The organism is Prevotella sp. TCVGH, assembly GCF_023522295.1.
Taxonomy (GTDB): domain Bacteria; phylum Bacteroidota; class Bacteroidia; order Bacteroidales; family Bacteroidaceae; genus Prevotella; species Prevotella timonensis.
Map to the genome: position 1 here is coordinate 115,100 of NZ_QFFX01000001.1, position 19,836 is coordinate 134,935.

General features: G+C 43.0%; 13 protein-coding genes. 5 read left to right on the forward strand and 8 right to left on the reverse strand.

Annotation, left to right across the window (positions count from 1 at the left end; genetic code table 11):
- The first annotated feature begins 86 nt into the window (after window positions 1-86).
- Window positions 87-887 (forward strand): MBL fold metallo-hydrolase, encoded by an 801-nt coding sequence (locus tag DEM91_RS00475; RefSeq protein WP_249857446.1) that lies wholly within the window; start codon window positions 87-89, stop codon window positions 885-887.
- A 202-nt stretch (window positions 888-1,089) separates the two neighbouring features.
- Here the strand turns inward: DEM91_RS00475 and thiL are convergent, their stop codons facing one another.
- The 4 genes from thiL to sppA all read right to left on the reverse strand — a co-directional run bounded on the left by thiL (window position 1,090) and on the right by sppA (window position 6,128).
- The gene (gene thiL / locus DEM91_RS00480) at window positions 1,090-2,217 is read right to left on the reverse strand and encodes a thiamine-phosphate kinase (RefSeq protein WP_249857447.1); all 1,128 of its coding nucleotides are present in this window, start codon (window positions 2,215-2,217) and stop codon (window positions 1,090-1,092) included.
- 179 nt (window positions 2,218-2,396) lie between these two features.
- Entirely contained in the window at window positions 2,397-3,161 is a 765-nt protein-coding gene (locus DEM91_RS00485) for a purine-nucleoside phosphorylase (RefSeq protein ID WP_249857448.1), read from the reverse strand.
- Window positions 3,088-4,266: a tetraacyldisaccharide 4'-kinase gene (lpxK, locus tag DEM91_RS00490; protein ID WP_249857449.1), complete on the reverse strand. Its 1,179-nt coding sequence runs from the start codon at window positions 4,264-4,266 to the stop codon at window positions 3,088-3,090. The genes DEM91_RS00485 and lpxK overlap by 74 nt, the downstream gene beginning before the upstream one ends.
- A 92-nt stretch (window positions 4,267-4,358) precedes the next feature.
- Window positions 4,359-6,128, reverse strand: coding sequence for a signal peptide peptidase SppA (gene sppA / locus DEM91_RS00495; RefSeq protein WP_249857450.1), 1,770 nt, complete (start codon window positions 6,126-6,128; stop codon window positions 4,359-4,361).
- A 100-nt stretch (window positions 6,129-6,228) separates the two neighbouring features.
- Between sppA and DEM91_RS00500 the strand changes: the two genes are divergently transcribed.
- The gene (locus DEM91_RS00500) at window positions 6,229-6,996 is read left to right on the forward strand and encodes an SDR family NAD(P)-dependent oxidoreductase (protein WP_249857451.1); all 768 of its coding nucleotides are present in this window, start codon (window positions 6,229-6,231) and stop codon (window positions 6,994-6,996) included.
- A gap of 126 nt (window positions 6,997-7,122) precedes the next feature.
- On the opposite strand, the gene DEM91_RS00505 is transcribed toward DEM91_RS00500, so the two are convergent.
- From DEM91_RS00505 to DEM91_RS00520, 4 genes are read right to left on the reverse strand one after another with little or no spacing between them, the layout of a single operon-like run.
- Window positions 7,123-9,717 (reverse strand): transglutaminase-like domain-containing protein, encoded by a 2,595-nt coding sequence (locus DEM91_RS00505; protein ID WP_249857452.1) that lies wholly within the window; start codon window positions 9,715-9,717, stop codon window positions 7,123-7,125.
- Window positions 9,718-9,729: 12 nt separating this feature from the next.
- A complete protein-coding gene (locus DEM91_RS00510) occupies window positions 9,730-10,491 on the reverse strand; it encodes a copper homeostasis protein CutC (RefSeq protein ID WP_249857453.1) in 762 nt (253 codons plus the stop codon).
- A 58-nt stretch (window positions 10,492-10,549) separates the two neighbouring features.
- Complete coding sequence (gene rpiB / locus DEM91_RS00515; RefSeq protein WP_249857454.1) at window positions 10,550-10,990, reverse strand: ribose 5-phosphate isomerase B; 441 nt, start codon at window positions 10,988-10,990, stop codon at window positions 10,550-10,552.
- Between the two features lie 6 nt (window positions 10,991-10,996).
- Window positions 10,997-13,015, reverse strand: coding sequence for a transketolase family protein (locus DEM91_RS00520; RefSeq protein WP_249857455.1), 2,019 nt, complete (start codon window positions 13,013-13,015; stop codon window positions 10,997-10,999).
- Between the two features lie 328 nt (window positions 13,016-13,343).
- Between DEM91_RS00520 and DEM91_RS00525 the strand changes: the two genes are divergently transcribed.
- The 3 genes from DEM91_RS00525 (at window position 13,344) to DEM91_RS00535 (ending at window position 19,577) form a co-directional block, all read left to right on the forward strand.
- The gene (locus tag DEM91_RS00525) at window positions 13,344-14,408 is read left to right on the forward strand and encodes a mannose-1-phosphate guanylyltransferase (RefSeq protein ID WP_249857460.1); all 1,065 of its coding nucleotides are present in this window, start codon (window positions 13,344-13,346) and stop codon (window positions 14,406-14,408) included.
- 1,293 nt (window positions 14,409-15,701) lie between these two features.
- Window positions 15,702-18,320 carry a DNA gyrase subunit A gene (gene gyrA / locus DEM91_RS00530; RefSeq protein WP_249857456.1) on the forward strand — a complete coding sequence of 873 codons (2,619 nt, stop codon included), beginning with the start codon at window positions 15,702-15,704 and terminating at the stop codon, window positions 18,318-18,320.
- Window positions 18,321-18,350: 30 nt separating this feature from the next.
- Window positions 18,351-19,577, forward strand: a complete 1,227-nt coding sequence (locus DEM91_RS00535) for a tetratricopeptide repeat protein (RefSeq protein ID WP_249857457.1) — start codon at window positions 18,351-18,353, stop codon at window positions 19,575-19,577.
- Window positions 19,578-19,836 lie beyond the last annotated feature (259 nt).

Here is a 19,836-nt window from a genome sequence, read left to right on the forward strand (position 1 = left end):
TCGCTTTCCTTAATCATGGCAAAGATAGCTAAAAATTTGCGCATATCGTTTGATTTTAATACTTTTGTAACTTCAAATTTATATTCATGTTGCAATTTATATGCATGGGAAGCGGTAGCAGCGGCAACTGTTATTGTTTGTTTACAGAAAACGATGGACTGATGATTGATGCTGGCTTAGGCGTCCGAACATTGAAGCGATCGTTCAAGGAAAACGGGCTATCTCTTTCCCATATTCGTCATATTATTATCACTCACGATCACGCCGACCATATCAAATCGGTGGGTTCGTTGAGTCACGAATTTTCGCTGCCCGTCTATGCGACAGCCAAGGTACACGACGGTATTGAGCGAAACTTTTGTGTTCGAAACAAGGTAGCCCCCAACTTGAAGCGATGTTTCACCAAGCAAGTACCACTTCAGGTGGGTGATTTCTTGGTAACACCTTTCCATGTGCCACACGACAGTTGTGACAGTGTGGGCTATCGAATTAGTTGCCAGGGAATTATCTTTGTTCTGATGACCGATGTAGGTCATATTACTGACGAGATGAAAGAATTCATTGCAGAAGCCAATTACTTAGTCATTGAAGCCAATCATGATGAAGATATGTTGGCACAAGGACCTTATCCTGCACACCTGAAAGCCAGAATAGCCAGTCAAACAGGTCATTTACCAAATAGTGAATGTGGAAGAGCTTTGGCAGAAAACATGACGGAGGAGTTGCGACACGTTTGGCTGTGCCACTTGAGCGAAGAGAATAATCATCCCGAATTGGCTCGTAAAACGGTGGAACAAATTCTGCGTTCGTATGGCATTGTGGCAGGAACGGATGTCCAATTAGATATCTTGAAGCGAAAATCCCCCAGCTTGTTGTACCAGCTTTAATTGTTGGTGCGGCTGTTCGCAAGGATAGTTTCTGTTGATAGTTCTGGATGCGATAAGAAGTTTTGTTCAAAGAAAAACTGCTATGCTATCATTTCTGTTTGTAACATCATGATAGGTAGCAGGATATATCCTTGCAGACAGGTAAAACAACTATCCCTGTCTGTCCTTCTGTTGGCTTTTGGGAGTCATTCACCGATGGAGTTTACTCAGCAGCCATTGAAGATTTCAACGGATTCCAACCTTGTGCTTTCAAGGCAAATTCTTGGTTGTCTCGAGTGACCAGCTGCGCTCCAAGGTTGGCGTGGGTAATATGTCCAATCAGTTTGATGCCTTCCAAGGCTTGTATTTTTTCATGGTCACCAATGGGTACGGTAAACAACAATTCGTAATCCTCCCCGCCATTGAGAGCGCAGGTTGTGACGTTTAGGTTGAGTTCTTCTGCCATCACCGCTGTTTGGTAGTCAATGGGTAGATTCTTTTCATAGATTCTGCAACCGCAATTGCTTTCTTTGCAGATGTGCAACAACTCGCTGCTCAAGCCGTCAGAGATATCAATCATGGCTGTTGGGTGGATGTGTGCAGCTCGTAAGGTTTCAATAATGTCACCTCTGGCTTCGGTTTGTAGTTGGCGTTGCAGCAAATATTCTTTTCCTGCGAAGTCGGGTTGAAAGTTTCCGAGGCTGTTCAAGTCATGGGTGAGTTTTGTGACAAGCGCTTGATTCTTTTGCTCTTTGGCTTTGCTAATTTTCGTACGTATTTCGTCTACCTGTTTGTAGTACACCGACTTTTCACGCTCCAGCAACATCAATCCCATATAGGCAGCCCCCAAATCACCGCTCACACAAATCAAATCAGTGTCTTTCGCACCATTTCGATAAACAATCTCCTCTGGCTTTGCTTCACCGATGCAAGTGATGGAGATGGCTACTCCTGTTCGAGAAGAGGTCGTATCTCCTCCGACAATGTCTACTTTCCACTTGTTGCAAGCCATGCGCAAACCATTATAAAAGGCTTCGATATCTTCTACACTGAAACGCTTGTCAATGGCTAAGCTAACCAACATTTGCCTTGGCGTGCCATTCATGGCAAACACATCACTGATATTTACCATTGCTGCTTTGTACCCAAGATGTTGTAAGTCAATGTAAGTGAGGTCGAAATGTACTCCCTCCATTAGCATATCTGTAGTGGTAAGCACTTCACTGTGGGGATAGTGCATGACAGCACAATCGTCACCCACACCTGTCAGGGTTGAACTGTTTTGTAGTTGAATGTCTTTTGTGAGTTGTTCTATAAGTCCAAATTCGCCTAATTTAGAAATTGCAGTCATGTAATAATGATTTGTGTGTAAATAAGTGGTTGTTCTGAATGAACAAAATTATCTTTTTGTGATATGAAATGTAAAACGGAGATGCGCTAAAACTTCGAGGAACATGGCGCATAATAGTCACCATTTTTAACAGATGGTGTGCCTTCGTTCCCCGATAGTTTCAACTGTGGCGGCAGTGCTTAGCTGCGCTTGATAATTTCTCTCATGATTTCGGTCATCAGCGGTTGTGCCTTGTTTGCAGCCTCTTGCACCTCTTCGTGAGACACTTCTACAGGCTTTCCCTCAATGCCCAGGTCAGTGATGATGCTCATGCCGAAGACCTTGATGCCGCAATGGCGTGCTACAATCACTTCGGGTACGGTACTCATACCTACAGCATCGCTGCCCAAGCGGTGGTACATAGCATATTCGGCAGGGGTTTCAAACGTAGGTCCTTGTACACCCACATAGACGCCATGAACCACTCGGATGTTCTTTTCTTTTGCAATGTCGTCAGCTAATTGGCGTAGACTTTTATCGTAAGCCTCGTGCATGTCGGGGAAACGTGGACCTGTGGGGAAGTTCTTTCCATGCAAAGGATGTTCAGGGAAGAAGTTGATATGATCGTCAATAATCATCAAATCGCCAATTTGAAATGAAGGATTCATACCTCCTGACGCATTAGAAACAAATAATGTTTCAATGCCCAATTCGTACATTACTCTTTCGGGGAAGGTTACTTCCTTCATGTCATATCCTTCGTAGTAATGAAATCTTCCTTGCATTGCCATGATATCCTTGCCACCTAATTTACCAAAAATCAATTTACCCGAATGACCTTCAACAGTTGATACGGGGAAATTAGGGATGTCTTGATAAGAAAATTCGTAACTATCTGTTATCTCGGAAGCTAATTGTCCCAGGCCTGTTCCCAGGATGATTGCTGTCTTTGGACTTGTCGTCATCCTTTCCTTTAACCAGGATGCTGTTTCTTGAATTTTTTTGTACATAGCTAATAATTTTATGGTTGAATGCTTCCTCGCTGTCTAAGAGGAATCTAATCTGTATCGGTAGAATGTGTAAGGCTGCCTTTACCTCATCCGTCATACCTTCGATGCCTGTCAAACGACTGGCATCTTTTTCTGTGGTAATGATGATTTTGGGCGCCTCCATCTGTGCAAATGTGTCGTTCAAGTGCATGATGTCGTTGGAGGTGAAGCGGTGATGGTCGGCAAAAGCCATTGGAAGAATGCGCTTACAGTATTTTTTGAGGTCTTCCTTCATGTGCTGAGGCGAAGCGATACCTGTGAGCAACAGTACATTTTGTTGTTTGAGCGACCGTAAGGAACATTCTTTTTCCGTGTTGAATGATTTTAACTTTCCGTATTCTAAGGCAGTAAAAAATAACGACTGGAAAGGGTAGAGGTTAAGATTCTTTGTGAGAACCCTAAATTCCATAGGTTTCAAATCCTTTGGACATTTGGTAACAATAACAATGTCGGCACGGTCTTTGGCAGATAGTGGTTCACGAAGTCTGCCCGCAGGTAAGAGTTCATCATTCATGATGAAGCGATGATAGTCTACCAACAGGATGTTGATACCAGGCTTTACATATCGGTGCTGATAAGCATCATCCAGCAAAATCACATCAACATCTTGTGTCTCTTCATCTGTTGTCAGGTGTGCTATCCCATTTCTTCTATTCTTGTCAACAGCAATATAGATATGTGGGAACTTACGTTTCATTTGAAACGGTTCATCACCAATTTCCTGCATGGGAGTAGCTTCATGAGCAAGTACATAGCCCTTGCTCTGGCGTTTGTATCCACGAGACAGCACAGCAACTTTCACCAAGTCACCCAAGAGGCGCACCAAATATTCCACATGAGGCGTCTTGCCTGTTCCACCAACAGTGATATTGCCCACGGAGATAATGGGAATATCGTATGCCTGTTGTTTGAGAATGCCCATTTCAAACATTTGATTACGCACTCTCACCCCTAAACCATAGAGCCAGCTTAGCGGATAGAGCCATTCGTTAATCTTAATGTAATCTCCTTCGGTTCTCATTCAAAATAGATTAGGATGCTTTCTTGTAAAATTGTCTATGACAGTTGTTTGCCTCACAGGCGTTACCAATGTGAGTACCCTGACGAATTACTTTATCTGATGTTTAGATAAAAAGGAATTCTGGCTTGTACCATGTTTTGTTGGTTCATGGTTTTCAGTAGTGTAAACGGTTCGTAATAGTCGCCCAATGCGGTGCGCATTTGTTCGTCTAAGTAGTTTCCACCGCCAGTCATCTTAAACAATTGTTCCAACCAATCGTCTCCTTCGGGATAATTGGATGTATGATATTTGTCTATCTTCGCCAACTTAGCAGCCTTAGCGATAGCCTTATCAAGTCCTCCCAACTCGTCTACAAGTTTGATTTTCAACGCATCTTGTCCTAAAAATACATGTCCTTGGGCAATCTCTTCCACTTGGTTAATGCTCATCTTTCTGCCATCTGCCACTCTTTTGCGGAACAAATTGTACCCTCTGTCAATGTAACGTGTCAAGTATCCTATTTCTTCTTCGTTCATGGGGCGTGCATTTGAACCCATCAAAGCGTTGCGGTTGGTTTTTACCTCATCAAACTTAATGCCTAATTTTTGCGTCAATAGCTGACTTCTATCGGGTATCATGCCAAAGATGCCTATACTGCCAGTCAGCGTAGTGGGCTGAGCTACAATCCAGTTGGCGTTGCAACTCATGTAATAACCACCCGAGGCAGCCATTCCACCCATGGACACTACGACTGGTTTCTTCTTTTTCAGTTCCGCAATTTGGTGCCACATCTGCTCTGACGCATATGCACTACCACCGCCGGAATTGATTCTCAGCACCACTGCCTTGACGTCATCATCGTCTGCAAGTGCTTCCAAGTCTTTGCAAACAGCAGGTCCCACAATGGCGTGCTGACCACCAAAGATGCCACCAGTAATAGGGTTATCAACGATGTTTCCATACGCATAGTAGACAGCTATCTCATCACCATCGCTCTTTTCCTTGACATTCTTCATCTCGGCAATACTCACTTGGTTAATGGGGTCGTCCATATCCAAATCAAAAGTCTTCTTCACTTCCTTCTTCACTTCATCGGTATAGAGAAGACCGTCCACCAGTTTTGCAGAAACATAATCCTTAGGATTGTTAAAAGTGATGAGACTATCGGCGTATTCATTCAGTTTGTCGACACTAATCTTGCGGCTCTGGCTCACCGCTTGACATACGTTTGCCCACAGACCGTTGATATATGCTTGTGTTTGTTCGCGATTCGGCTCGCTCATCTTGTCTGCCGTGAAGCTTTCGGTAGCACTCTTGTATTTGCCCACTTTGATGACTTGAAAGCGGATGCCAAACTTTGCGAGCAAGTCCTTTAGGAACATTGGCTCTGCTCCGATGCCATGCCAGTCTATCATACCTTGCGGATTAAGAAAGACCTTATCGGCAACTGAGGCAATGTAGTAGTTGCCTTGTGAGTAACTGTCTGCATAGGCAACAATCTTCTTACCGCTCTTCTTGAAATCGAGTAGGGCATTTCGAATCTCCTGCCTACTGGCATAATCAGCAACGAACATACCTGATTCGATATAAATCCCTTTGATTTTGTCCGTTTCCTTGGCTTTCTTGATAGCGGAGAGTATCTCGTCTAAGCCTAAACTTCCGAAAGAATCTTGTGCAAAAAGTCCAAATACATTGTCGTCACTTTGCTCCTGCAGGGTGCCCGAAAGGTTGAGAACCAAAACACTGTTCTTACTTACATTTTGTGTGGCCTGTGTGGATGTTATCATTCCGATAATGCTCATCACGCCTAAAATGGCAAGGATAAGACCAACTGCAAATATTCCCACAATAGTGGCTCCTACATACTTGAAAAATTCTTTCATAAGTTGAAAATTATAGTTACTGATGCAAATATAGTTAATTTTATTCAGTATGTCATGTAAAACTACTTTTTTTTGCGCAATCTATCGTACATTTGTGGAGATGAAAAAGGTTATTGTCATGGGTGCCTCGTCAGGTATGGGGCAAGCGTTAGCCACCTTGTTGTATAAAGATGGTTGGAAGGTTGGCGTTGCAGCACGCCGTATCGAAGAAATGGAACAATGGAAGTTGGCACAACAGCAGTTAAATCCATCAACTACTACCAAGGATGGACAGGATAATGAAAGAATCCTCACGGCCCAAATAGATGTTTGTGCACCAGAAGCTCCGCAAGCATTGCTCGATTTGATACATCGTATGGGTGGAATTGATCTTTATATTCATGCTTCAGGGATAGGTAGACAAAATCCTGAATTGCAAGAAGATATAGAACTAAACACGGTAGAAACCAACGGTGTAGGATTCACTCGGATGATTGGTACTATCTATCGTTACATGGCAGTCAATGGAGGAGGACAAATAGCTGTCATTTCTTCTATTGCTGGTGTGAAGGGTTTGGGTGCTGCTCCAGCGTATAGTGCAACCAAAGCCTTACAAAATACTTATGTTCAGGCTTTGGAACAACTGGCAAATAATAAAAGTCTAAGGATACATTTTACCGATCTTCGTCCGGGATTTGTGGACACCGCATTGCTAAAAGGTGGTGACTATCCTATGATGATGAACCCACAATTGGTGGCTCGCCACATGTTGAAGGCTATCTATCGCAAACGACATGTTTGCATCATCGATTGGAAATGGCGCATTTTAGTAAGTCTATGGCATTGCCTGCCACGTTGTGTTTGGCGACACTTTAGACTGGTGAAGTAGCTCACTATTATGACTTTGAGGAATAAACGTCTCGAAATCTCTCTCTTACTCACTCGCTTATTTAGAAACACCACATCACTTATAATTATAAATGATGTGGTGTTTTGCAAATAAGTGTATGCCGACTTACAGATGATGAATCGTGTATTGCAATTGATCTCCTAAGCCAATGGTGTATCCTTGCGAAGTAAACACCACACGGTTAAACGTGTCAGCAATCAAAAAGATTGGGAGTTGACGTGCATCCTTCAGTTTCATTTGGTTAACAATTTGCTTCTTGATACTGCCAGAAGCGTCAATTCCGAAGATAGTTCTCTTGGGTAATTGTCCAAATTCGTTAGCCTTAAACTTCTTGGCATCTTCTTCCGACTCAAAAAGAAGCACGAAAGGACGGTTCCAACGATCAAATTCTGCCTTTAATTTAGCAATATCTCTTAGGGCATGGTTAGTGGGTTCTTGTCCGACGCCAATGATACCAAGCACATAATATCCTCTGCCTGTCTGTGAAAGAAGGCTCACTTCCTCATGGTTGAGTGTGAATTTTGATTCGCTGTCAAAATTTCCTATCACACTGATTTCTGTGGTTGAGGTGCGCAAATGCAAATCAAGCGTTGTCGTTTGGTTCTTTTTAATATTAAAAATCTGATAAGTGGCTTTTACATTTCCGCTTGCCATACGAGTGCCACTCACAAGGATATAAGTTCCTTCATCTAACTTCGTACCGTTTTCAAAGGTGCTTTTCCAAGTGGTTCCACCTCCCATATCAACCTGTCCTTCCTCAAAATTGAGCAGCGTTGGAACACCATTCTCTATCTTACTAATGGTGAAATGCGTGTAATATTTAGGATTTTCCAAATATGTGGAAGGCTGATAGTTGAGTTTTAGTACCCCTTGTGGAGCGGTAACCTGTTGTTTCGCTTCAAAATCAACATCTACCCAAGTCTCATGGGTGCGATATTGAACCTTGGAAGTAACCACATCTTTGCGAGCTTGAATATTGAGACTGCGTGCCAAGTCGACAAAAAAGATGTCGCGTGAGCGAGTGTCAGTCAGTCTCGATTGCCATACACCCATCGGCGTTTGTGCAATGCGCAGAGCCGTTTTGTCGGGATTGATGCGGATATTCTTCTGTACCCATTCTACCAGCAATGCGGGATTTTGTTGATATCTTTCGATGGTAGCGGCATCGAAGACTTGTTGCAGTTGCTGTTTGAAAGGTCGTATTATCATTTCGTTCTCCACTCTTGGACAGAGTTGGTCGCTCTTTGCATTGAAATGGTCTTCGAGTATCTCCATGGGCATGTCGCGCAAATCCTTGTCACTCAATGTGCGAAGCAATGCCAATGCCCTCTCTTTTTGTAGAATGTGTTTTTTGTAAAACGCCTCAATTGTTTTCCAATTGCCACGAGCTGTTACCAAGAATTTAGAAATCTCATCATCCTTGGTTGGTTGATAGAATGTTGCTTCGTATGCCTTCCGTAGACTGTCTTCTGTTGTAAGCCGCTTTTTGTTATGAGCAATCATCTCTTCTGTGAGGGTAGGTAGCACGGCTTGCTCTGTTGGAGGTACGATATCGAGCGAATCGAGTGCGAAAGTCATTTGTTGACAATCGGTTGAAGCATGGCGTTTCAGTACTATCTTGACATGTCGGTCTTTGCCAAACGAAGCCTTGGCGAAACCATAATGCCCGTTTTTGGATGCCCATATCAATAAGTCTCCTTTACCTGCGGTAAGAAAAGTTTGCCCTTTTTCATCCGAATATTTGGTGACTGCGGTATAAAACTCGGCATAATTGTAAATTTTGAACTCCACTTTGGCATGATTTACAGGGCGTTGTTGCTCATCGACAATGGTAAAATCGACACGTGCTGTCTTCGCATAATTGTCGATAAGGTTGATTTCTGTGAAGTTTGAAGTACGCAACACCACCTCTTCAGGACCGTGATAATCGCCAAAAACTCGGGTGTGCATCAGCATTGCCCGTGATGCAGGAGCGTTGAACCAGCCAAGGTTGAGGACGGGTTCTGGTTCGCATGCACCCAAAAAGTACCATTTTCCATCTGCCCAAGCTTCTACCCAAGCATGGTTGTCATCTGTGTGTGCCCAGCGTGGGGTGTACACCTGACGGGCAGGAATACCTACGGCACGCAAGGCAGCAACGGTAAACGTACTCTCTTCTCCGCAGCGTCCTTGCGCATTTTTCATGCAAGCGAGTGGCGAAAGAGTGCGCCCATCAGACGGCGTATAGGTTACATGTTCGTGACACCAGTGGTTCACTTCGAGTATAGCCTCTTGCATACTCATCCCTTTTATTCTGTCTTTCAAGACGTGATAGAATATTTTTCTCGAATCGTCCAAGTTCTCATTGTTCACTCTCAACGGCAATACAAAGTGGCGAAACAATAAGTCGGGAACAGTAGCTCCCCATGGCATCTCTTTTTTTATCTGAAAAGTGGTTCGGATATTGTCCAAATAAAACGCTGTGGGGTAGTCGGTGACGTCTGCCACAGGCATGTAAGCGTACAAAAACTGGAGTGCTTGTAGCTCTGTGTCATTCACATTCAGTCCTTTAATATCAAAGAATTGGTTTCCGATGATTTGCATTCTGTCTTTGAAAACCAATGCTGCTTGGTTTTGTGCCTGATTGTTTTCTTGCTGCAAAGTGGCATTCGCAAATTGACAGCAAAGGAGTGTCAGTACGACAAGTAGGTATTTTTTCATGTCAAAAAAGATTTAGGTGGTGGGTTCCAAGAGTGCGAGTATCGTATTTCTTACTCGGTCTTCAGAAGTAATTTCGATATAACTATCATCGTTGTTGGTGCTTCCCATGTGGAGATTTGGGTTGGTAAAAGTCATCAAGCTATTGACTCTCTTGCGAGCAGAAAAATGAAATTCTTTGATATTTGTTTCGTTTGCTATCCGGTAAATATTCTCTTCGTTCACTCCGCTACCTGCCATCAGTCGGATTCTTCCCTGTGCCTTGAGCTGGAGTTCGCGCAACAATTCCATTCCCTCTTCCGCAGTAGGCTGCAAACCCGAAGTGAGTATGCGGTCAAAACCTAAGTTGATGATTTGTTCCAAAGCTTGAAAAGGGTCCTTACAGCGATCAAAGGCTCGATGAAACGTTGTAGACATCCCCTTGCAATGCGTAAGGAGTTTGCGACACAATGCCTCGTCAACCAATCCTTCTTCGGTGAGACAACCAAATACAACACCGTCAACGCCTAACTCCTTACAAATATATAGGTCTTCTATCATGCGTTCAATCTCAATGGGCGAATAGAGGAAATCACCCCCACGAGGGCGGATAATCACATGAAGACGGGTGGACTTCAGGATTTTTCGAGCCACCTTTATCTCTCCATAAGATGGGGTAGTGCCTCCTTCAGGAATGCTTGCGCAGAGTTCTACACGATGTGCTCCGCCTTCTTGTGCTGCCAAACAACTGTCAACACCATTGGCACAAACTTCAAATTGATAATCTTGCTGGTTCATATTCGATAAAAAAAGAAACATCTACAAACTCACATACGGAATTTGTAGATGTCGTTGGTTATTCAACAGGTATCTTCTCGATGCGACGAACATGGCGCCCACCTTCAAATTCTGTGTTGAAAAATTCATCTAAGACTTGCCATGCCGTTTCTTTGTCCATGTATCGACCCGGCAACACCAATACATTGGCGTCGTTGTGCATTCTGGTCATGTGGGCAATCTCGGGTTGCCATACCAATGCTGCACGTATTCCCTGATGTTTGTTGAGGGTCATGCTCATGCCTTCACCCGAGCCACAGACTCCTATCCCTGGGTAGACATCGCCTTTCTCTACCGCTGACGCCAACGCATGGGCATATTCGGGATAGTCGCAAGAAGCTTCAGAATGGGTGCCGAAGTCTTGGTAGGCAATGCCTTTCTCATTGAGATATTCTTTAATAATCTCCTTTAATCCGAAGCCCGCATGGTCACTGGCGAGTCCAACTTTCTTAATATTCATGACAACTTACTTTGCTAAAAAATCTTTCACTTGTTTGTAAACGTTTTCTGCCGTAAAGCCTAACTTCTCATCCAATACCTTATAAGGTGCAGAGTAGCCAAAGCTTTCCAGTCCAAAGACCTTACCGTTGGCTCCTACCAACCCTTCCAAAGTAACAGGAAGTCCTGCTGTCAAGCCAAAAATCTTGGCATTCTTGGGCAAAATCTCATTTTGATATTCGCAGCTTTGTTGACGGAAAAGCCCCTCAGAAGGCACACTTACAATTCGAACTTTCACACCCTCTTTTCTCAAGAGTTGTGCTCCAGCCACCAAAGTAGACACCTCTGAACCGCTGGCTAACAAGATAACATCGAACTTTTCATCGCTACCAGCCACGAAATATGCGCCCTTCCTTGCCTCTTGGTAGGGAGTTCCTTCGGGTAAGTTCTCGATGTTTTGACGTGAGAAGATAAGTGCTGTTGGAGTTTCCATGTTCTCCATAGCCATCTGCCAACATACCGTAGTCTCTTCAACATCAGCAGGTCGGAATACACGGACAGCGTCTTTTCCACTGTGGTTTTTGAGTTTTTCCATTAACCTTATTTGGGCTTCTTGTTCAACGGGCTCATGTGTAGGACCGTCTTCGCCCACACGGAACGCATCATGACTCCAAATAAATTTGATTGGAACTTCCATCAATGCCGCCATACGAATGGCAGGCTTCATGTAGTCAGAAAAGACGAAGAACGTACCACACGCAGGAATTACTCCTCCATGTAGATACATACCGATGCACATACAAGCCATAGTCAGCTCACTGACACCTGCTTGGAAGAATGCACCACTGAAGTCGCCTTTCACCATGCTTTGTGTTTTCTTCAAAAAACCATCGGTCTTATCCGAATTTGACAGGTCTGCGGACGAACAAACCATATTCGGCACTTGTTCAGCCAAAAGGCTTAGGCATGCAGATGAGGCGTTGCGGGTGGCTGCACCAGCTTTCTGAGTAAGACTACTCCAGTCTACTTTCGGTGCATTTCCCGAGAACCACTCCTTCATTTGGGTGGCTTTTTCTGGATGTTGAGCCTTCCATTGGTCTTCTGCAGCATGACGTTGCGCAACAATTTTACGCAGTTCCTCTGCACGATTGTCATACAATGCTTGCACATCTTCGGCAATGGCAAAGGGATGATGGATGTCACCACCTAAGTTTTCAATCGTGTTTTTGTAAGCATCTCCGCCTAAAGGTGCGCCATGTGTCTTGACATTGCGCTCATAACTACTACCGTCGGCTTGTAATGCCCCTTTTCCCATAATGGTATTACCGATGATGAGCGTAGGACGTTCTTTCTCTTGAAGTGCCTTATCCAGTGCCTGACGAATTTCAGCTACATCGTTGCCGTCGATAGTAATGACGTTCCAGCCCCATGACTCATATTTCATCGCTGTGTTTTCAGCAGTTACGGCATTGCATTCTGTGGACAGTTGAATGTCATTAGAGTCATAGAACATTATCAGATTGTTAAGACCTAAGGCTCCTGCCAAGCGTCCTGTGCCTTGTGATATTTCTTCTTGAATACCCCCATCGGATATGTAAGCATAAATTTTATGCTGCATCATGACCGAGCCTAACTTTGTTTCTAAGAACTTTTCAGCAACGGCAGCACCTGCAGCAAATGTGTGTCCCTGTCCAAGTGGACCCGAAGTATTCTCTATCCCTCTTGTCACATCTCGCTCTGGATGACCTGTTGTAGGCGAACCCCACTGTCTGAAATTCTTGAGGTCATCAATAGAAAACTTGCCTTGGAGTGCCAAAGTCGCATAAAGCATGGGTGACATGTGTCCGGGATCTAAATAAAAACGGTCGCGCCCTGCCCATGTGGCATCATCTGGATCGTATATTAAATACTCCGAAAACAAAACATTGATAAAGTCGGCACCGCCCATGGCACCACCGGGATGACCAGAGTTTGCCTTTTCTACCATAGACACAGCAAGCGTTCGTATGTTGTCAGCCGCACGTGTCATTAACTGAATGTCGTTCATATGATTGATGTTATGATGTTGATGTTCTTGTAAATAGTACTTAGTGGTTATGTGAAGGAACGGCAAGGATACGAATGATGCTTACCGTTCTTTTTGCAAAGATAGCATTTTGTACTGACATAGGCAACGAAAGCGATGCGTTTTTATCCATAATTTTCGGTATGGAATGTTTCTACCACCTATATTATATTCGTTTCTCGCACCTTGATAAGAGTGGTGCATCATCTACATCTCTAAGGATTGACATTAAAATAATTTTTAAGCGATGTTCCTTTTTATGATTTATATTGCTTATATTTGCAATGAAATAACTTTGATGAATGACAATATGAATCAATCACACAACCATTTAGTAATTATGGCAGGCGGTGTAGGGAGTCGCTTTTGGCCGATGAGTACAGCGGAAAAGCCCAAGCAGTTCATTGATGTGTTAGGCGTTGGCAAGTCGCTCTTACAACTTACCTTGGAGCGTTTCAAGGATATCTGCCCGTTGGATCACGTTTGGATTGTCACTAACAAGAAATATGTGCTTACCGTTCAAGAACAACTTCCCATGGTTCCAGCTCAAAATATCTTGCAAGAACCGATGCGTCGCAACACTGCGCCTTGTATTGCTTATGTGAGTTGGCGAATCAAAGCCATTGATCCAAGTGCCAATATCGTAGTTGCACCGAGCGATCATATTGTAACGGATGTTTTTGAGCTTCAACGTATTATTAAGTCTACGTTAAAGTTTGCCAGCGAAACGGATGCAATCATTACCTTAGGGATGAAACCTCACTATCCTGAGACAGGCTACGGATATATTCAAGCCGACCTGTCAACGAGTTCCTTGCGCAATAAGGAGATTTTCAGAGTGGATAAGTTTCGTGAAAAACCCGATTTGCAAACCGCCCAAACGTATATTCAGCAGAACAATTATTTTTGGAATGCGGGAATTTTTATCTGGAATGTGAAGACCATTATCAATGCCTTTCGAGTTTATGTTCCAGCCATTGCCAATATTTTTGAAAGCATGATGAGCGTCTACGGTACTGCGAAGGAGCAAGAAGTGATAGACGCTCGTTATGGCGAATGTGAGAATATCTCTATCGACTACGCCATTATGGAGAAGGCAGAGGAGATATTTGTCTGTCCTGCGAACTTCGGTTGGAGCGACTTAGGTACATGGAGCTCGCTGTTGGCTCATACCAATAAGGATTTGTATGGCAATGGTATCATTGGTCAAAATATTTTCTTATACGATACCAACCGCTGCATCGTGCACGCTACACAATCTAAAAAGGTGGTCATTCAGGGACTTAACGATTATATCGTTGTTGAAAAAGATGGCGTCTTGTTGATTTGCAAGTTAAGTGAAGAGCAACGAATCAAACAATTCTCGGAAGAGTAAGCGCAACAAAGGCAAGAGAGGGTAGAGGCGTGTGCGTTGCATCGCAGTACCGAAAGCATCAAATTAAAAAGAGCTTTTGGCGAATTATTATGGGTGCAAAGTTATGAATTATTTTAACAAAGGCACTTCCAAAACTTCCATATTTGTAAGCGAATGACTATTTGGTCAGAAATATTCAAGTTTTGAGGCATGTTTTATAAGTCTCTGACTAATAATAACTTGTCTTTATTTAGTGGTGAAAAAGCTCATCAAGTAGGTGGTTGCAGCATTGATATAACCTTGAAAAGTGGCTCTTTTTCGTCTATTTTGGCTGTTCATCCAGCCATTTAAGGCAGTTATCTCATGATAATAGTGGTGCTATTCACATGGGTTAAGGGTACAACTCCATTATGATAAGCTCGTTGTTATCATGACTTAAGGAAATAATGCGTTTAGAAAGCGGATTTTTGGCTTTACTATTTTTCTATTTTGCAACTGCTGAAGTGTTAAAAAACAGTACTTTTATTTTACATTTATGCCCATTTTTCTATCCCTGTTTCTTCGTCATTCCATCACCCTCGCTTTTGTTTTAGAAATTGTGTGAATGGAGTTATGGACAAAGGAGGTAGAAAATCATAAAAGTATGGAAAATAAAAAAAGGCAACGGTCTTCACAGACGATCGCCTCTAATCTTCAATAGGTATTAGTCCTTTAAGGTAAAAAGATTGTTTTCAGGATAACAGTTGCAAAGTTAGCGTTTTTTTTAATTCCTCCAAATGTTTTTCCATGTTTTTTTTACAATATAAAATTGTGTACCCACACAGTGAGAATTATCGGTTATTTTTTCCAAAAATCTTTATTTTCTTGTCATGTATCAAGAGAAGTGGAGCGTGTACTCATCACAATTCACACTTTTTTGAACTGTCCGTTTTTTTGATTTTGGATAGCTTTCATCAATGAATCTTCACCCTGACCTTCAAACACCGTTATCCTTATATATAATAATAGGTGTATAGACGAAATGACGGTTTTTGGGAAGTGTTGTTAGATAGTGGCTTCCACATCCAGATGTCGTAATAATGCTTAAATTAGTGATTTTTTTTGCTTCTAAGCGATTTTATTCAAAAAAAAATCGTACTTTAGCACATGATTACAACGCCACAAAACGCCGCTAAGCGAATTAAAATGCCCTTGTAGGCAATTTCGTGGTAAAAAATAACGTTAGAAAATAAGAAAGTACACGATAGAAGTGCTGTGATTATCGCAATAGTTGACTTCTACATTATGGATATAATAAAACTTTAGTATTAGAGAATGGACGAAAATCAAACAGTCGATCACGACAGGATTATTAAGATTAACATAGAGGAAGAGATGAAATCTTCCTACATAGATTATTCGATGTCTGTCATTGTAGCACGTGCCTTGCCAGATGTTCGGGATGGATTTAAGCCTGTACATCGCCGTATATTGTACGGAATGTTAGGCATCGGCAACACCAGTGACAAGCCCTATAAGAAATGTGCGCGCGTAGTGGGCGAGGTACTGGGTAAGTATCACCCCCACGGAGACAGTTCGGTGTACGGCGCTTTGGTGCGTTTGGCGCAAGATTGGAACATGCGTTACACACTTGTAGACGGTCAAGGAAACTTTGGTAGTGTTGACGGAGACTCCGCAGCTGCCATGCGTTATACAGAATGTCGATTGGCAAAGATGGGCGAGCATATCATGGATGACTTGGACAAAGACACCGTGGATATGGCTAACAACTTTGATGATACGTTGGTGGAACCCACTGTAATGCCTACAAAGATACCTAACCTGCTGGTAAACGGTGGTAACGGTATTGCTGTGGGTATGGCTACGAACATGCCAACGCATAACCTGCGTGAAGTAATAGATGGTTGTTGCGCTTATATCGACAACCCTGACATCGACTTGGAAGAGCTGATGCAATATATCCAAGCACCTGACTTTCCTACAGGAGGTTATATCTATGGATTACAGGGTGTTAAGGATGCGTACGAAACAGGACGTGGACGCATCATACTTCGTGCCAAAGCAGAGATAGAAAGTGATGAGAGTCATGATAAAATTGTTGTCACCGAGATACCTTATGGCGTTAATAAGCAACAGCTGATTGAGTACATCGCTAACTTGGTGAAAGAAGGCAAGCTGGACGGTATCGCCAATGCAAATGACGAATCGGGACGCCAAGGTATGCGTATCGTGATTGATGTCAAGCGTGATGCCAATGCCAATGTGATTTTGAACAAGCTCTTCAAGATGACAGCCTTGCAAAGTTCGTTCTCGGTGAATAACATCGCTTTGGTGAATGGACGTCCGCGTTTGCTAAGTCTGAAAGAGTGTGTGAAGTATTTTGTGGAGCATCGTCATGATGTAACCATTCGTCGAACCAAATTCGAACTGAAGAAAGCACAAGACAGAGCACACATCCTCAAGGGTCTGATTATTGCTTGCGACAACATTGACGAAGTAGTACACATCATTCGAGGCAGTAAGACGCCAGCCGAGGCACAAACCAATTTGGAGAAACGCTTTGACTTGGATGAGTTGCAGAGCAAGGCTATTGTTGATATGCGCTTGTCGCAGTTAACAGGTTTGCGTTTGGAACAGTTGCATGCAGAGTTCGAGGAGTTGGAGAAACTCATTGCTTACTTGGAGAATATCTTGTCCGATCCTGAACTATGTAAAAAGGTAATGAAGGACGAACTCAATGAGGTGAAGGAAAAGTATGGCGACGACCGTCGTACAAAAATTATTCCTGATGAGCATGAGTTCAATGCCGAAGACTTCTATCCCAATGACCCTGTCGTGATAACGGTGAGCCACTTGGGATATATCAAGCGAACACCACTGTCCGACTTCCGTGAGCAGGCTCGTGGCGGTGTAGGGTCAAAGGGCGCTACTCATCGCAATGCCGACTTTACAGAGTTTATCTACCCAGCCACGATGCATCAAACCATGTTGTTCTTCACTAAGAAAGGACGTTGCTACTGGTTGAAGTGTTATAACATCCCTGAAGGAACAAAGGACTCGAAGGGTCGTGCTATTCAAAATTTATTGAATATAGAAAGCGACGAGGCTATCAATGCCATCTTGAGATTACGTGGGTTGGACGATGAAGAGTTCATCAATTCGCACTACGTAGTGTTCGCCACAAAGAATGGAACTGTGAAGAAGACTTGCTTAGAGGCTTACTCACGTCCACGTACCAACGGTGTGATTGCTATCAATATTGCCGAGGGCGATGAAGTGGTAGATGTGCGGTTGACCAACGGTGAGAACGAACTGATTATGGCAAACCGTAATGGTAGGGCTGTAAGATTTGATGAGCGAACCATTCGTGTCATGGGAAGAACAGCCACTGGTGTACGCGGTATGCGCCTTGACGACGGCGACGATGCGGTGATTGGCATGATAGTTGTTGATGATCCTATTAACGAGACAGTGATGGTTGTCAGCGAAAATGGATACGGTAAACGTACTTTAGTAGAAGATTATCGCAAGACCAATCGTGGTGGTAAGGGTGTGAAGACCATGAGCATCACCGACAAGACTGGACGTTTGGTAGCTATAAAGAATGTGACCGATGACAACGATTTGATGATTATCAACAAAAGCGGTATCACCATTCGCTTGTCTGTTGCAGAATGTAGAGTGATGGGTAGAGCAACACAGGGGGTTCGCTTAATCAATCTCTCTAAGAAAAATGATATCATTGCTAGTGTGTGTCGCACGATGAGTTCGGAATTAGAAGCTTCTTTTGAAGAAGATAACCGTTCAGAGTGGGATAAAACACAAGATGAAGAAAATGAATCGAGACCGTCAGAGCCTGCTGAAGACCAGGAAGGCCATGCGCCTTTAGTGGATTTTGATGATATCGAAGACGAAAATGATAGTGATAGTTAAATTAAAAATAAATTTTAAAAATGTAAGAATATGAAAAAATTAATGTTCTTAGCAGCCATGGCTTTAGGAGTCTCAACGGCATTTGCCGCTGATAGTGACGCATTGAAAGCCATCCTGTCCGCAAAAACATTTGTTGAGGCAGAAAGTTTGATTAAATCAAATTTATCTCAATTGACAAGTAATGAAGAGAAAGCAAAGGCTTACAACAAGTTGGTAGACCTTGCGATGGAAAAAGTAAACAAGGAGCAAGAAATCATTGAGAAGAACATGCTCGCAGAACAACTGAAGAAAGGGGACACACAACCTTATGATACAGTTGGTTACTATGATGCAGTGTACGCTGCCATTACAGCTGGTGTCGAAGCGGATAAATACGACATGATGCCAAATGCGAAAGGAAAAGTGAGACCTAAGTTTCATAAAAACAATCAGACGCGTTTATTTAATATCCGTCCACAACTGATCAATGGGGGACAAGAGGCAAGTAAGAAGAACGACAATCAGAGTGCAATGAAAAACTTTGGTTTGTATGTAAGTTCGTCTGAAGCCGATTTATTCAAGGATGTAGCCAACAAACCAGCTTACGACCAGTATTTAGGTGAAGTGGCTCGTGTGGCTGCCGTTTATGCTTATCAGAATAAAAAAGTAGATTTGGCACATCAATATGTGGATGTAGCTCTCAAGGATACAGCACAGGACACACATAAAGAGGCTTTGAACCTGAAATCATACTTGATTACGCAAGGTTTGACTTCTAATGCCGACTCGCTGAAAGCAATTGAGAGTTTGAAACAGCTCTATGTACAAGAAAATGGTAGTGACCAAGTTTTCGGTTCTTTGAGTGCCATGTACAGTAATATGAACAAGAAAGAGGAACTGAATCAGCTTATCTCTGAGAAGCTTCAGAAAGATCCTAATAACTTTATGGCATTGGCAATGAAAGCACAGTCAGCCATGAATGCAGGTCAATGGGATGAGGCGATTGCTGGTTATAAAAAGGCAATTGCTATCAATGAGAAGGATGCGCTCGTACTCACCTATTTAGGTTTCTGTATCAACTCAAAAGCGCAGGCACTTAACACGTCACAAGAGCAAAAGAGTTTGTACACAGAATCAATGGGATATTTAGAGAAAGCACGTGACTTAGACCCAAATAAAGAACGTGCCAACTGGAGTTATCCGTTATATCAGTGCTACTACACGCTTTACGGAGCTGACGATAGCCGAACAAAAGAAATGGAAAAGATGGTGAAGTAAGTTCAATCTTTTTCATCAAAGAATAACAGGAGGTATATGCAAAGATATATCTCCTGTTTTTTTTGGTTATCAAAACATGTGCTGCATTTGCTTCGGTATCAGCTCATGTCATGCGCAATTTCAATGAAAGAGCCGTGAGGATTGGGGCATAAAAGAGTCGGTGAACTTATTCTGAACCGCCCTTAAACCCAAATCGGTCATTAGAAAAAGCTTCTTGTCATTTTCTAATGACCGCCATTAGAAAAACAGCATTGTATAT

Excerpts from the sequence above, each read along its gene's own strand:
- DEM91_RS00505 (WP_249857452.1), bottom strand. The coding sequence starts at position 9,717 with ATGAAAAAATACCTACTTGTCGTACTGACACTCCTTTGCTGTCAATTT.
- rpiB (WP_249857454.1), bottom strand. The coding sequence starts at position 10,990 with ATGAATATTAAGAAAGTTGGACTCGCCAGTGACCATGCGGGCTTCGGA.
- DEM91_RS00510 (WP_249857453.1), bottom strand. The coding sequence starts at position 10,491 with ATGAACCAGCAAGATTATCAATTTGAAGTTTGTGCCAATGGTGTTGAC.
- DEM91_RS00475 (WP_249857446.1), top strand. The coding sequence starts at position 87 with ATGTTGCAATTTATATGCATGGGAAGCGGTAGCAGCGGCAACTGTTAT.
- DEM91_RS00535 (WP_249857457.1), top strand. The coding sequence starts at position 18,351 with ATGAAAAAATTAATGTTCTTAGCAGCCATGGCTTTAGGAGTCTCAACG.
- DEM91_RS00525 (WP_249857460.1), top strand. The coding sequence starts at position 13,344 with ATGAATCAATCACACAACCATTTAGTAATTATGGCAGGCGGTGTAGGG.
- gyrA (WP_249857456.1), top strand. The coding sequence starts at position 15,702 with ATGGACGAAAATCAAACAGTCGATCACGACAGGATTATTAAGATTAAC.
- thiL (WP_249857447.1), bottom strand. The coding sequence starts at position 2,217 with ATGACTGCAATTTCTAAATTAGGCGAATTTGGACTTATAGAACAACTC.
- sppA (WP_249857450.1), bottom strand. The coding sequence starts at position 6,128 with ATGAAAGAATTTTTCAAGTATGTAGGAGCCACTATTGTGGGAATATTT.
- DEM91_RS00500 (WP_249857451.1), top strand. The coding sequence starts at position 6,229 with ATGAAAAAGGTTATTGTCATGGGTGCCTCGTCAGGTATGGGGCAAGCG.
- DEM91_RS00485 (WP_249857448.1), bottom strand. The coding sequence starts at position 3,161 with ATGACGACAAGTCCAAAGACAGCAATCATCCTGGGAACAGGCCTGGGA.
- DEM91_RS00520 (WP_249857455.1), bottom strand. The coding sequence starts at position 13,015 with ATGAACGACATTCAGTTAATGACACGTGCGGCTGACAACATACGAACG.
- lpxK (WP_249857449.1), bottom strand. The coding sequence starts at position 4,266 with ATGAGAACCGAAGGAGATTACATTAAGATTAACGAATGGCTCTATCCG.